Annotated in this window: 10 protein-coding genes; 3 read left to right on the top strand and 7 right to left on the bottom strand. The window is 64.7% G+C overall.

Going from position 1 to position 12,599, the window contains the following annotated elements; all coding sequences use genetic code 11:
* Position 1: 1 nt before the first annotated feature.
* On the bottom strand, positions 2-1,510 hold the full coding sequence (locus OXH74_RS16185) for an efflux transporter outer membrane subunit (protein ID WP_375737886.1): 1,509 nt from the start codon (positions 1,508-1,510) through the stop codon (positions 2-4).
* Positions 1,511-1,706: 196 nt separating this feature from the next.
* Between OXH74_RS16185 and OXH74_RS16180 the strand changes: the two genes are divergently transcribed.
* On the top strand, positions 1,707-2,684 hold the full coding sequence (locus OXH74_RS16180) for a LysR substrate-binding domain-containing protein (protein WP_375737885.1): 978 nt from the start codon (positions 1,707-1,709) through the stop codon (positions 2,682-2,684).
* Between the two features lie 250 nt (positions 2,685-2,934).
* Positions 2,935-4,548 (top strand): FMN-binding glutamate synthase family protein, encoded by a 1,614-nt coding sequence (locus OXH74_RS16175; RefSeq protein WP_375737884.1) that lies wholly within the window; start codon positions 2,935-2,937, stop codon positions 4,546-4,548.
* Between the two features lie 149 nt (positions 4,549-4,697).
* On the opposite strand, the gene OXH74_RS16170 is transcribed toward OXH74_RS16175, so the two are convergent.
* From OXH74_RS16170 to OXH74_RS16145, 6 genes are all read right to left on the bottom strand, one after another.
* Positions 4,698-5,480: an SDR family oxidoreductase gene (locus OXH74_RS16170; RefSeq protein ID WP_375737883.1), complete on the bottom strand. Its 783-nt coding sequence runs from the start codon at positions 5,478-5,480 to the stop codon at positions 4,698-4,700.
* 78 nt (positions 5,481-5,558) lie between these two features.
* A complete protein-coding gene (locus OXH74_RS16165; RefSeq protein WP_375737882.1) occupies positions 5,559-6,614 on the bottom strand; it encodes an ABC transporter ATP-binding protein in 1,056 nt (351 codons plus the stop codon).
* A 13-nt stretch (positions 6,615-6,627) separates the two neighbouring features.
* Positions 6,628-7,473, bottom strand: a complete 846-nt coding sequence (locus OXH74_RS16160) for an ABC transporter permease (RefSeq protein WP_375737881.1) — start codon at positions 7,471-7,473, stop codon at positions 6,628-6,630.
* Positions 7,470-8,378: an ABC transporter permease gene (locus OXH74_RS16155; protein ID WP_375737880.1), complete on the bottom strand. Its 909-nt coding sequence runs from the start codon at positions 8,376-8,378 to the stop codon at positions 7,470-7,472. Before OXH74_RS16155 ends, OXH74_RS16160 begins: the two co-directional genes overlap by 4 nt.
* A gap of 95 nt (positions 8,379-8,473) precedes the next feature.
* Positions 8,474-9,577, bottom strand: a complete 1,104-nt coding sequence (locus OXH74_RS16150) for a PotD/PotF family extracellular solute-binding protein (RefSeq protein WP_215368436.1) — start codon at positions 9,575-9,577, stop codon at positions 8,474-8,476.
* 327 nt (positions 9,578-9,904) lie between these two features.
* The gene (locus tag OXH74_RS16145) at positions 9,905-11,368 is read right to left on the bottom strand and encodes an aldehyde dehydrogenase family protein (protein ID WP_375737879.1); all 1,464 of its coding nucleotides are present in this window, start codon (positions 11,366-11,368) and stop codon (positions 9,905-9,907) included.
* Positions 11,369-11,542: 174 nt separating this feature from the next.
* Between OXH74_RS16145 and OXH74_RS16140 the strand changes: the two genes are divergently transcribed.
* Entirely contained in the window at positions 11,543-12,430 is an 888-nt protein-coding gene (locus tag OXH74_RS16140) for a LysR substrate-binding domain-containing protein (protein ID WP_375737878.1), read from the top strand.
* Positions 12,431-12,599: the final 169 nt, after the last annotated feature.

The following is a 12,599-nucleotide window of genomic DNA, read 5'->3' as shown; positions in this document are numbered from 1 at the left end:
CTCAGGGTTTGGGCAAGAAACGCAACGCGGGTTCACGCGGAGCCAGGCTCGCGTCCGACGGGCCGCCGGGTTCGGGCAAGACGCCCCCGCCAAGGGCCAGCAGCAGATCGGCCTGGGCGCTGAGCTGCGCGGCGCGCACCTGCTGCTGTTTGAGCTGGCGCTGGAACAGCAGCGGCTGCGCCTCCAGCACGGTGTCGAAACTGGTGAGCCCACGCTGCTGGGCCAGTAGCGCCAGGTCACAGGTCCTTTGCGCAGCCGCTACCGCTTCGGCGGCAAGCTGTTGCTGCTGGTGCAACGACGCCTGACGCACCAGAGCGTCGGCCACTTCCTGCAGTGCACGCAGCAGGGTCTGGTTGTAATGCTCCACCGCCAGGTCATAACCGGCAGCGGCAGCCCCCAGCTCACCACGGCGCAATCCACCGTCGAATACCGGCAGGCTGAGTGCCGGGCCGAGGCCGTAGGTCATCTTGTCGTAGCGCAGGAAGTCGAGCATGGAGCCCTGGGTGGCATTGGTGCCCAGTCCGCCGAGCAGGTTGATGTTGGGGTAGAAGCCGGCCTTGGCTACTTCGATGCCACGGGCCTCGGCTGCCACTTGCCAGCGACTGGCCACCAGGTCCGGGCGACGCCCGAGCAGCTCCAACGGCAATTGCGCCGGCAGGCCAGGCAAGTGTTGCAGGGCCAGGCGCGGTCGCAGCAGGCGCTCACCCTCCGCCGGCCCCTTTCCAGCCAGCATCGCCAGTTGGTGGCGGACCAGGGCGATGGATTCGTTCAGTGAATCGATCTGCCGATGAGTCTCCGGCAGCGCCGCCTCGGCACGACTGATCTCCAGGCGCGTGCCGATGCCATCGCGCAGGCGCTGCTCGGCCAGATGGAGGATTTGTTCCTGCTGCGCAAGACTGGCTTGGGCGATGTCCTGCTCGGCAAAGAGCAGCGCCAGATGGATGTAGCTGCGGATGATGTTGCCCTGCAGCTCCAGCGCGGCCACTCGCGCCTCGGCCACCGCCACGCGAACCAGGTCCAGCGCCTGGTGGCTGCGGCTGCGCTCACGCCCCCAGAGGTCCAGGTCGTAGCTGAAACCCAGCAGGCTGGTGTTGTTCCAGGTGGTGGTACGGGCCAGCTCGCCGGGTCCGTAGAAGAAGTCATGGGGCCAACGCTTGTGCTGCAGGTTGGCCTCCAGATTCACCTGGGGCGACTCCGCCGCCTCAACCGTCCCAGCCAGGGCACGGGCCTGACGTACCCGAGCGGCCGCCAAGGCCAAGCTGGGACTATCCGCCAGGGCCTCATCCATCCAGCCATCCAACTGTGGATCAGCGTAGACGCGCCACCATTGGGCGTCTGGCCAGGCCGCCTCGCGCTCGACGCTGCGGATGGCGGAAGCGGGGTCCAGTTGCTGCACCTCCAGGCGGTTGGCCTGTGGCGCGATGCCCTGACTATCGATACAAGCGGTGAGGAGCGAAACAACGACGAACAGGCTGGCACGGGCGAAGGCGGGCCGGGGATTGCGGAGCACTGCGGCAGATCCTGAATGCTGGGGGAAGCCCGGCTCCTGCCGGAAAAGGCTACGGAGCCGGGAAGGCTGGCGATTCTAGGGTCAGCCCGAGCCGAGGATAAGCAGACGAATAGATGAATGATTGTGTACTGAAATAGCCATAATCCCTGACATACTTCGTGACAAAATTCGCACCCCTCCCGGGCCGGAACCCTCCATGGACATCCTTTTCAACATGCGCGCCTTCGTCTGCGTGGCAGAAACCGGCAGTTTCACCGCCGCTGCCCAGCGCATGGATCTCACCACTTCCTATGTATCCCGAGCAGTCGCCACCCTGGAGACCCACCTGCGCACCCGCCTGCTGCACCGCACCACGCGCCGCATCGCGCTCACCGAGGCTGGTCAGCGCTATCTGCTGCGCTGCGAGCAGATCCTCGGCTATATCGAAGAAGCCGAGGCCGAGGCCAGCGAGGCCCATGCCCGGCCGGTGGGCAACCTCAAGGTCCATGCCATGACCGGCATCGGCCAGCATTACCTGATCAAGGCCATCGCCCAGTACAGCGAGAAGTACCCAGACGTCAGCTTCGACCTGACCCTGGCCAACCGCATCACTGACCTGCTCGACGAGGGCTACGACATTTCCGTGGTGATCGCCCAGGAGCTGCCCGACTCAGGGTTCATTTCCAAGCAACTCGGTACCACCTACAGCGTGCTCTGCGCGTCCCCTGATTACATCGAAAAACACGGCGCTCCCCGCCAGCCCGCGGACCTCGCCAAGCACCGCTGCCTGCGCCTGGTGAACAACGTGATGGCGCTGGACAAGTGGCTGTTCGACGGCCCCGATGGCCAGGAGCAAGTCAGCGTCAATCAGACGCCTTTCCAGGTGAACACCGCCGACGCCATGACCGAGGCCATCAGGGCCGGCATCGGTATCGGCGTGGTGCCGGTCTACTCGGCAAGCAGCGGGCTACAGGACGGTAGCCTGGTACGCGTGCTGCCCAACCACCGTCTGTTTCCGCTCGGCATCTATGCGCTCTACCCGTCGCGGCAGTTTCTCGATGCCAAGATCAGGACCTGGGTGGAGTTTCTCCGCGACTTCCTGCCTGAGCGCTTGCAGGCCGATGAGCAGGCCGTGGTCGATTGCAGCATGCGCCTGGGCAGTGCTCGCCCCCAGTACGCCAACCCGCTCCCATAAACGAGAGAGGGGTTGTCCGTGCCGAAGCTGAAACCACCTGTGGGGGCGAATTCATTCGCTAAGCTGGCCGAAGGCCTGCCTATGATGGTTCGAGCAGCCTGAAACATCCCTCACCCCGCCCTCGTCCAGAGGGAGATGGAGCTTTAACGCGGCACATTCCTACGCCGAAACTGGCCACCTTGAGCCGTGGCAAGGCATAACCTGCCACTTCGGCCTACGCTGTGCCGGTACCTGCAAACAAGGAGTTCGAATGAGCCTGTCGTTACTCAGCCGCTATGCCTTTTTCGCCCTCTGCGTGCTGTTCACGCTATTCAGCCTCCCGTTCACCGGTCATGAATGGGTCTGGCCCTTCACCCTGCTCACAGGAGTGCTCAGCCTGATCGGCGTCTTCGATCTGCTGCAGACCCGCCACGCAGTGCGGCGCAACTACCCGATCCTTGGCAACATTCGCTACTTGGTGGAGGGCATCCGCCCGGAAATCCGCCAGTACCTGCTGGAAGCTGATGACGACCGCCTGCCCTTCTCCCGCGCCCAGCGTTCGCTGGTGTATGCGCGAGCCAAGAACCAGGGCGGCGACAAGCCGTTCGGCACGCTGATCGACGTCTACCAGGCCGGCTACGAATTCATTGGCCACTCCATGCGCCCTGCTCCGCTGAGCGACTCATCGAGCTTTCGTGTGACCGTGGGTGGACCACAGTGCACACAACCCTATTCGGCTTCGGTGCTCAACATCTCGGCAATGAGCTTCGGCTCCCTCAGCGCCAACGCTATTCGCGCGCTCAATCGCGGCGCCAAGCTGGGCAACTTCTATCACGACACCGGTGAGGGAAGCATCAGCCCGTACCACCGCGAAAATGGTGGTGACCTGGTTTGGGAGCTAGGCAGTGGCTACTTCGGCTGCCGCACGAGCGACGGCCAGTTCGACCCCGAGCGCTTCGCCGCTCAGGCGCAGAACCCGCAGGTGCGGATGATCGAGATCAAGCTGAGCCAGGGCGCCAAGCCCGGCCACGGTGGCATCCTGCCCAAGCACAAGGTCACCGAGGAAATCTCCAAGACCCGTGGCGTGCCCATGGGTGAGGATTGCATCTCCCCTTCGCGCCACAGCGCCTTCTCCACACCCATCGAGATGATGCAGTTCATCGCCAAACTGCGTGAGCTGTCCGGCGGCAAGCCGGTGGGTTTCAAGTTCTGCCTGGGCCATCCGTGGGAATTCATGGGCATCGCCAAGGCCATGCTGGAAACCGGCATTCTCCCCGACTTTATCGTGGTCGACGGCAAGGAGGGCGGCACCGGCGCCGCACCGCTGGAGTTTACCGACCACATTGGCGTGCCGCTGCGCGAGGGGCTGCTATTCGTGCACAACACGCTGGTTGGGCTTAACCTGCGCGACAAGATCAAGATCGGTGCCAGCGGCAAGATCATCAGCGCCTTCGACATCGCCAGCGTGCTGGCCATAGGCGCCGACTGGGCCAACTCGGCGCGCGGTTTCATGTTCGCCATTGGCTGCATCCAGAGCCAGTCGTGCCACACGAACAAGTGCCCGACAGGTGTGGCCACCCAGGACGAGCTGCGCCAGCGCGCCCTGGTGGTGCCGGACAAGGCCCAGCGCGTCCAGCAGTTCCATCGCAACACGCTCAAGGCCCTGGCGGAGATGCTCGCCGCCGCCGGGCTGGAGCACCCTGCGCAACTGGAGCCGCGCCATCTGGTGCGACGCGTGTCGGATAAGGAGATCCGCCTGTTTTCCCAGCTCCACGTGTTCCTCAAGCCGGGCGACCTGCTCGAGGACAAGATCGAGGCGGACTTCTACGAGCGTATGTGGAGCATGGCGCGAGCGGATAGCTTTGAGCCGTCCTGTGCCTGGTGATCAAGGGTCCGCTTTGCGGCCCTTTGCGAATGAGTTCACTCCCACAGAGAGCAGGCATGCCTGACTGGTTTCAGGCTGGCGCGTATGAGCAAGCCTGAGACATCCCTCACCCCCGGCCCCTCTCCCAGAGGGAGAGGGGCGCTGGAAGCTCAACCCTTCAGCACCCCACCATCCACCGGAATCAGCGCCCCGGTGACATAGCTGGCCAGCGGGCTGGCGAGGAAGGCCGCCACCGCTCCGAACTCCTCGGGGGAGCCGTAGCGTCCGGCCGGGATCGCCGCCTGTTCCTCCGCCATCAAGGTCGCCACCGGCGTGCCACTGCGCTCTGCCGCACGGAACAGCAGCGACTCGGTGCGTTCGGTCCAGAACGAGCCGGGCATCAAGGTGTTCACCGTCACCCCATCGGCAGCAACCTCCGTCGAGAGCGTCTTGGCCCAGTTCGCCAGGGCCGCCCGCAATGAGCTGGACAGCACCAGGCCCGGGATGGGCTCCACCACACTGGTGGAGGAAATCATCAGGATGCGGCCGAAGCGGCGTTGGCGCATGCCCGGCAGGAAGGCCTTGGTCAGCGCCATGGTGCCCAGCAGCATGGCGTCGAGCTGCTGGTGCCACTGACGCGGATCGAAGTCCACCGCATCGGCCGGTGGCGGGCCTCCGTTGTTGGCCACCAGGATGTCTGGCGCACCAATGGCCGCCACCACCTGTTCGATGGCCATGTCCAACGCGGTGAGGTCGCTCAGATCCACTGCCACCGCCTGGGCATCGCCGCCTGCCTTTCGAATGCGCTCCACGGCCATTTCCAGCTTGGCCAGGTTGCGCGCTACCAGGCAGACGCGCACGCCCTCCTTCGCCAACGCCTCGGCGACGCCGAAGCCCAGGCCCGAGCTGCCGCCGCAGACCAGCGCGCTACGGTTTTCCAATAGAAGGTTCATTTTCCATTCTCCCTATGCGGACTCGCCCGCCAGTGTGCGCCCACCATCGCTGACGGCCAATCACCAAGGCTCATCCCATCACGCCGAAATCACTCGGCACGCGTGCTCCGGAATGGTCACCGACACCGAATTGCCGATGGCCAGGCCGATGTCTTGGCAAGGTGTGGTCAGGGCGGTCAGCGAGACGCCTGAGCAGTCAACGGTAGTTTCGATGGTCGCGCCTATGTCGCGCACGAAGGTCACCGTGCCCGGCACGCTGTTCGCGCCGCTGGCCTGGGCTGTGGACAACTGCAAGTCCTCAGGACGCACCAGCAACTTGATCAGAGCGCCAGGCTGGATGCCGCTGCCGGTCGGCGCCTGGAAAGCCGCGCCGCCCGGTAGGCTGACCCGGCCGTTGCCCATCGCAGTGGCCGGGAAGATATTGCCGGTGCCGATGAAGTCAGCGACGAACTCATTGGCGGGGTTGCGGTAGATCTCGATCGGCGTTCCCACCTGCTGCACACGGTGCTCGCCAAGCACGACTACCAGGTCGGCCATGGTCATGGCCTCACGCTGGTCGTGGGTGACCATGATGGTGGTGATGTTCAAACGTTGCTGCAGCTGGCGAATCTCGATCTGCATCGACTCGCGCAGCTTGGCATCCAGCGCCGAGAGCGGCTCATCGAGCAGCAGCAACTTGGGGTGCGCGGCAATCGCGCGGGCAATTGCCACGCGCTGACGCTGGCCACCGGAGAGACGTGAGACCGGCCGGTCGACCATTTCCTGCAACTGGATCAGCTGCAGCAGCTCGGCCACGCGTGCCTGCTGCTCTGCCTTGGGTACATTCCGCAGGCGCAGCGGATAGGCGATGTTCTCCCCGACCGTCATGTGCGGGAACAGCGCCAGCGATTGGAACACCATGCCGAAGTTACGCTGGTGCGCCGGGGTATGGCTGACGTCGCGGCCGTCCAGACAGATCTCCCCGGCGCTGAGGCTCTCCAGCCCGGCGATCATGCGCAGCAGCGTGGTCTTGCCACAGCCCGACGGGCCGAGGAAACACACCAGCTTGCCCTCCGGCAGGTGCAGGTTGACGTCCTTCACGGCGCAGATGGAACCGTAGTGTTTTTCGACGTTTTTCAGAATCAGTCCAGACATGCTTCACCTCAAATCAGAAGGACACGCCGCCGTCGCCGACCAGTTTCTCCAGCGCCCAGATCAGGGCGAAGTCGATCAGCACAATCAGCACGGCAAAGGAAAATACGGTGGGGTCGAGGGACGACACGGTGCGGCTGTACATCCAGATCGGCACGGTCATCACGTCGATGTTGTAGAGGAAGTAGGTCACCGTGAACTCGTTGAACGAGACGATGAAGGCCAGCAGCATCCCTGCCAGGATCCCCGAGCGCATCAGCGGCACCACGACGTCGATGATCGCCCGTAGCGGCGGCGCACCGAGCATCTGCGCGGCCTCCTCCACTTCGGTGCCGATGGAAACCATGGCCGCGGTGCAGTTCTTCACCACGAAGGGCAGCGCCAGGATCACGTGGGCGATCACCAAGCGCGAGGTATCCATGTGGAACGGCAGGCTGTCGAACACCAGCAGCAGGGCCAAGCCCAGCACCACCATGGGGAACACCAGTGGCAGCGACATCAGTTGCAGCGCCACCGCCTTGCCACGGAACTCGCAGCGGGTCAGCGCGTACGCCGCCGGCACCGCGATCAGGGTTGCCAACACCATGGTCAGGCAGGCCACCAGCAGGCTGGTGCCGAGCGCCTGGCCGAGGCTCAGCACATCGCTCGCATCGGGCGAAACGAAAGTGCGCCAGGCCGCCTCGTACCATTGCAGGCTGAAACTCGACGGCGGGAAATCCAGGTTCGACGCGCCGCTGAAGGACATCACGATCATTGTCAGGATCGGCAGCACCGCCAGCAGCAGGACAGCGCCGGAGACGAACATCACGAAACGACCGGTTTCGCCCGGCAGGGCTGCCCGGGAGCGGAATGGAATGCTCATTGCGAAGCCTCCAGCATGCGCCGGCGACGGCCGGTGACGTATTCGGAGAAGGCCATGATCGCCAAGGTGGTGACAATCAGCACCACGCCCGCGGCGGAAGCGGCTGGCCAGTTCATCAGCGGGGCGATCTGGTCATGCACCATCACCGCCAGCATCGGCACTCGGCGCCCACCGAGCAGCAGTGGCACCACGAAGCTGCTGGCGTTGTAGGCGAATACCAGGGTGGCGCCGGTGAAGATGCCCGGCAGGCTCATCGGCAGCACCACCTGGCGGAACACCTGTAAACGGCTGGCGCCCAGGGTGGCGGCGGCCTCTTCATAGCTGCGCGCCACACCGCGCATGGCGCTGGCGATTGGCAGCACCGCCAGGGGGAAGGCCGTCTGCACCAGGCCCATCAGAACGCCGGTCTGGTTATACAGCAGCATCACCGGTCGATCGATCAGGCCCAGGCCCATCAACGCCTGGTTGAGCATGCCCGCCGGGCCGAGGATCACCAGCCAGCCGTAGCTCTGCAGCAGCAGGTTGACCAGCAGCGGCAACAGCACCGCAGCGAGGAATACCCGACGTAGGAAAGGCGACTGCAGCCGCGACATGCAGTAGCCCACCGGAATGGCCAGGGCCACCGCGATCAGCGCGCTGAAGAAGGCCAGACGCAGGGTCAGCAGCAGGGATTTCAGGTAGTAGGGTTCCAGCAGTTGGGCATAGCTGGCCAGGCTGAAGCCGCTCCATTCGGCGCCCTTGACGCCGATACTCATGCGCAGCACCAGCAGGCTTGCCGCCACCAGCACTGCGAGGAACAGCATCGACGGCGTGAGAAAGAGCCAGGCCCGTGTCGTCGGGGAAACCCCTTTGGCCACGCGCACAGGGGCCGCGCCGACCGGATGGGTCAGATCTGTGTGTTCCATATCTCTTGTCTCGTCAGAACAGGGATTCCACGCACCCTGGCAGGCGGCCAGTGGCCGTCCGCGCAGGGCGAATCACGGCGTGCGCCGTGGCAGCATCAGGAAGAGAAGATTTCCGTGTAGCGGCGAATCCATTGGTCGTGGACCGTGGCGAGGAAGGCGTTGTCGTGCATGATCGCCTTCTCCGCAATCTGCTCCGGCGTGAGGATGAATGGGCTTTTGCGCGCCTCGGCAGAGATGATCGCCTTGGCGTTCACCGGGCCGTTGAAGATGTCTTCGGCCATCTTGCCCTGCACCAGTGGGTCGAGCGAATGGTCGAGGAAGGCGTAAGCCAGGTCATCGTCGCCCGGACGGTGCTTGGGCATCACCGAGAGCATCAGGTCGGTGTAGAAACCTTCCTTCATGCCGAAGGTGGCGCCCAGGCTGTAGGCAGGGTCGCGGATCTGCTTGGGGAAGAAGGCCGGGGCATAGAGGCCGCCCATGTCCAGCGAGTTGGTGCGGAACAGTTCAGCGATCTGGTTGGGGTTTTCCCCAAGGGTCATCACCCGGTCCTTCAGCTCCTCCAGCTTCTTGAAGCCCGGCTCGATGTTGTGCACGTCACCGCCAGCCAGCTTGGCGGCGATGATGATCAGGTCCATGGCCTCGGTCCAGTTCGGCGGCGGCAGGAACAGGCGACCTTCGTAGGTCGGGTCCCAGAGCGCGGCATAACTGTCCGGCACTTCTTTCACGGTCCGGGTGTTGTAGACCAGGCTGTTGCACCACAGCAGGTAGCCGATGCCGTGGCCATTGGCACCAGTCTGGTACTGCGCCGGGACGTCCTTGAGGTTGGGGATGCGGTTGAGATCAGGCTTCTCCAAGAGCCCGGCGCTGGCCAGGCCCTCAGCGCCCACGCCGGCCAGGGTGATGATGTCGTACTGCGGGCGATCGCCGCCTGCCTTGAGCTTGGCGACCATCTCGGAGGTGCTGCCGGTGCGGTCGGCAATCACCTTCGCCCCGGTCTTGGCCTCGAAGGTCGCGGCAATATTGCGCAGCGCCGCCAGGCCGGTGTCGTCAGACCAGGTGAGCAGGCGCAACGTCTTGCCCTGGAAGCGTGTATCACTGGCGCTGGCCCGGATGAAGGGCATGGACAGGGTGGCTGCGGCAACCGAGGCAACGCCCACGGTCTTGATGAAGTTTCTTCTGCTCAGATCATGATCGCCCATCGAGGACTCCTCTTGTTCTTGTATGTCTTGGCGGCGGGTAGGTGCCCGGCGGGCTCATCCTGCGACCCGCGGGTGGCCGCAACAATCGAAAAATCGTCATTGGAGCCATGTTCAAAACGCATGGCTTCATGCCCAGACATGACAAAGCCGCCCGAAGGCGGCTTGGGGAGGTTTCATGCTGTTATTTGTGGGGGCGAACTCATTCGCTAAGCGGCGTGCAGCGCCCCCATGGCTCCGTCGGGCAGGTCTGCTTAGCGATTGAAATCGCCTTCACAGCAAAGCGCCCCCCGTACCAGCCCCTCTCCTGGCCGGAAAGGGGATACGCCGTCAAACCGCACGCACCACGTGCTTGATTTCCTGGAAGGCGCTCAGCCCCCAGGGTCCAAGTTCACGGCCGATGCTGCTCTGCTTGTACCCCCCCCAGGAGGTCTGCGGGAAGATCACCTGCGGCGAGTTGATCCACACCATGCCCGCCTGCAGGGCATTGGCCACACGCTCGGCAGTTGCTGCATCCGTGCTGACCACGCTGGCCACAAGGCCGAACTCGCTGTCGTTGGCCAGTTCGATGGCCTCCGCCTCGCTGGCGAAGCTGCGCACGCAAAGTACCGGCCCGAAGATTTCCTCATTCCACAGGTTGCAGTCCCTCGGCACGTCGGCGAACACCGTTGGCTGCAGGAAGTAGCCCTGCTCCAGGCCCTCTGGCCGCTCACCGCCGCACACCAGGCGCGCACCCGCTTCGAGGCCGCGTTCAATATGGCGACACACGCGCTGGTATTGCGCCAGGTTCACCAGTGCGCCCATCTCGACGCCTTCCACGAAGGGATCACCCACGCGGATCGCCTCGGCACGCGCCTTGACCCGCGCCAGGAAGTCCGCCACCAGGGGTTCCGCCACCAGCACGCGGCTGGTAGCCGAGCACATCTGCCCGGCGTTGAAGAAGGCACCACCGCAGGCCAGCTCCACCGCCAGTTCCAGGTCCGCATCAGCCAGCACCAACAACGACGACTTGCCGCCCAGCTCCAGGCTCACGCCCTTCACTGTTTCAGCCGCGCGCTGCATCACCTGCACGCCGACGGCGTTGCTGCCGGTGAAGGAGACCTTGGCCACGCGCGGGTGGGAGGCCAGCGGCGCGCCGACCGCGAGGCCAGTGCCGCACACCAGATTGAACACCCCTGTCGGCAGGCCGCTGTCATGGATGATGCTGGCCAGCTCCAGCTCCGGTAGCGGCGTCACCTCGGAGGGTTTGAGCACCACGCTGCAACCCGCCGCCAGGGCCGGTGCCAGCTTCCAGGCGGTGGTGACCATGGGGAAGTTCCACGGCACGATCAGCCCTACCACGCCACAGGGCTCGCGACGCAGGCGTGCAGCGAAGTCCTCGCTGGGCAGCTCCACCGGGCGGTCCTGCGCGGCATCCAGGGCTTCGGCCAGGCCTGCGTAGTACTCGAAGGTGGCGATCACGTCATCCACATCCAGCCCCGCTTCGGCCAACGGCTTGCCGTTGTTGCACGACTGCAACTGGATCAGCCGCTCGCGGCGCGCACGCACGCCCTCGGCGATCCGCCGCAGGCAGGCGGCACGTTCTGCTCCCGAGCGCGCCGCCCAGGCCGGGAAAGCCTCGCCAGCTGCCCGAACCGCCTGATCGACTGTGCCTGCATCGCCGCTGCCGACGCTCGCCAGCAGCATCTCGGTGGTGGGGTTGACGACCGACAGGCATTCGCCGCCAGCCAGCCATTGGCCGTTGATGTAAACGCCCGTGAGCGGATCGTTGAAGGTCGGAAGCGTGTTTTGCATTGCGTTATTCCATGCGTTCAGCTGATAGGTCCGCACCATCGCCACCTGCGCGCCCAAAGCATCGCGGGACAGAAACCGGGGGATCGGATTGCACAATTGGACCCGCCCGCCGGCGGCCATGACAAGGCAAAATTCGTCATACTAGCCATGTCCTCAACTCATACCTGAGCGCCCATGAAACGTCTCCCGCCCTTGCCTGCCCTGCACACTTTCCTGATCACTGCGCAGTGCTGCAATTTCACGCGTGCTGCGGAGCTGCTGCACATCACCCAGGGCGCCGTCAGCCGACAGATCGCCGGATTGGAGAGCCACCTGGGTTATCCGCTGTTCCAGCGCCAGGCACGCGGGCTTAGCCTTACGGCACAGGGGCGCGAGCTGTACCCGCGGATCCAGCAGGTCTTCAGCCTGATCGACGAGGCCGTGGAACAGGTTGGCGCCAAGCGCAAGGCCCTGCAGCTCAAGGCGCCCACCTGCGTCATGCGCTGGCTCCTGCCCCGCCTGATGCAGTGGCAGGCGGAACGTCCGGACGTACCGGTCGAGCTCACCACAACTGTGCAGTACGGCGTGGACTTCCGTCGCGAAGAGTTCGACGCCGCCGTGGTCTATGGCAACGACCCCGGCAGCGCTGTCGAGGCCCATCGCCTGTTCGATGAGGCACTGATCCCGGTTTGCGCCCCCCAACTCATCGCCGGCCCACTACCACTGAACACGCCGGCCGACCTTGGACGGCACACGCTGCTACACCCCACGCGCGACGAGAAGGACTGGGAAACCTGGCTGCAGACCGCAGGCGTCACACTCGACAACCTGGGAGGCGGGCATCACTTCGACACCCTCGACCTGGCCCTTTCCGTCGCCGCCCAGGGCTCCGGCGTTGCCCTGGGTGATTGGGCACTGATTGGCGAGGAGCTCAGCAGCGGACGCCTGGTGGCGCCTTTCGACCTCAAGGTACCTACCGGTGGTGCCTACTTCCTGGTCTACCCTGACCGCCTCGCCCCCAGCTCGGAACTGCAAGAGCTGGTCGGCTGGCTGGTGGCGCAGGCCCGACCGGGGCAAATGTAGCCATCCGTTACGGCCAGCCAAGCCTTTCGGTCAGCACACCATCCAGTCCTCTCCCACCAGACCGCAAGACCGACACTCTCGTCGCGACGATCCAGCGCATGGATCGCACAGGCAACAGCCATACCGACGGACGCCCCCAGGCCTGGCAAAGCCCAGGCGTTGAACGGCG

Origin of the sequence: Metapseudomonas boanensis, from assembly GCF_042232855.1 — a bacterium.
GTDB classification, from domain to species: Bacteria; Pseudomonadota; Gammaproteobacteria; order Pseudomonadales; family Pseudomonadaceae; genus Metapseudomonas; species Metapseudomonas boanensis.
Note: the sequence above shows the minus strand (reverse complement) of the source record. Positions and strands in the feature narration are given on the sequence as shown.

Bases quoted from the DNA above. Each gene is read 5' to 3' on its own strand.
- OXH74_RS16180 (WP_375737885.1), top strand. From the start codon at position 1,707: ATGGACATCCTTTTCAACATGCGCGCCTTCGTCTGCGTGGCAGAAACC.
- OXH74_RS16175 (WP_375737884.1), top strand. From the start codon at position 2,935: ATGAGCCTGTCGTTACTCAGCCGCTATGCCTTTTTCGCCCTCTGCGTG.
- OXH74_RS16170 (WP_375737883.1), bottom strand. From the start codon at position 5,480: ATGAACCTTCTATTGGAAAACCGTAGCGCGCTGGTCTGCGGCGGCAGC.
- OXH74_RS16165 (WP_375737882.1), bottom strand. From the start codon at position 6,614: ATGTCTGGACTGATTCTGAAAAACGTCGAAAAACACTACGGTTCCATC.
- OXH74_RS16160 (WP_375737881.1), bottom strand. From the start codon at position 7,473: ATGAGCATTCCATTCCGCTCCCGGGCAGCCCTGCCGGGCGAAACCGGT.
- OXH74_RS16155 (WP_375737880.1), bottom strand. From the start codon at position 8,378: ATGGAACACACAGATCTGACCCATCCGGTCGGCGCGGCCCCTGTGCGC.
- OXH74_RS16150 (WP_215368436.1), bottom strand. From the start codon at position 9,577: ATGGGCGATCATGATCTGAGCAGAAGAAACTTCATCAAGACCGTGGGC.
- OXH74_RS16145 (WP_375737879.1), bottom strand. From the start codon at position 11,368: ATGCAAAACACGCTTCCGACCTTCAACGATCCGCTCACGGGCGTTTAC.
- OXH74_RS16140 (WP_375737878.1), top strand. From the start codon at position 11,543: ATGAAACGTCTCCCGCCCTTGCCTGCCCTGCACACTTTCCTGATCACT.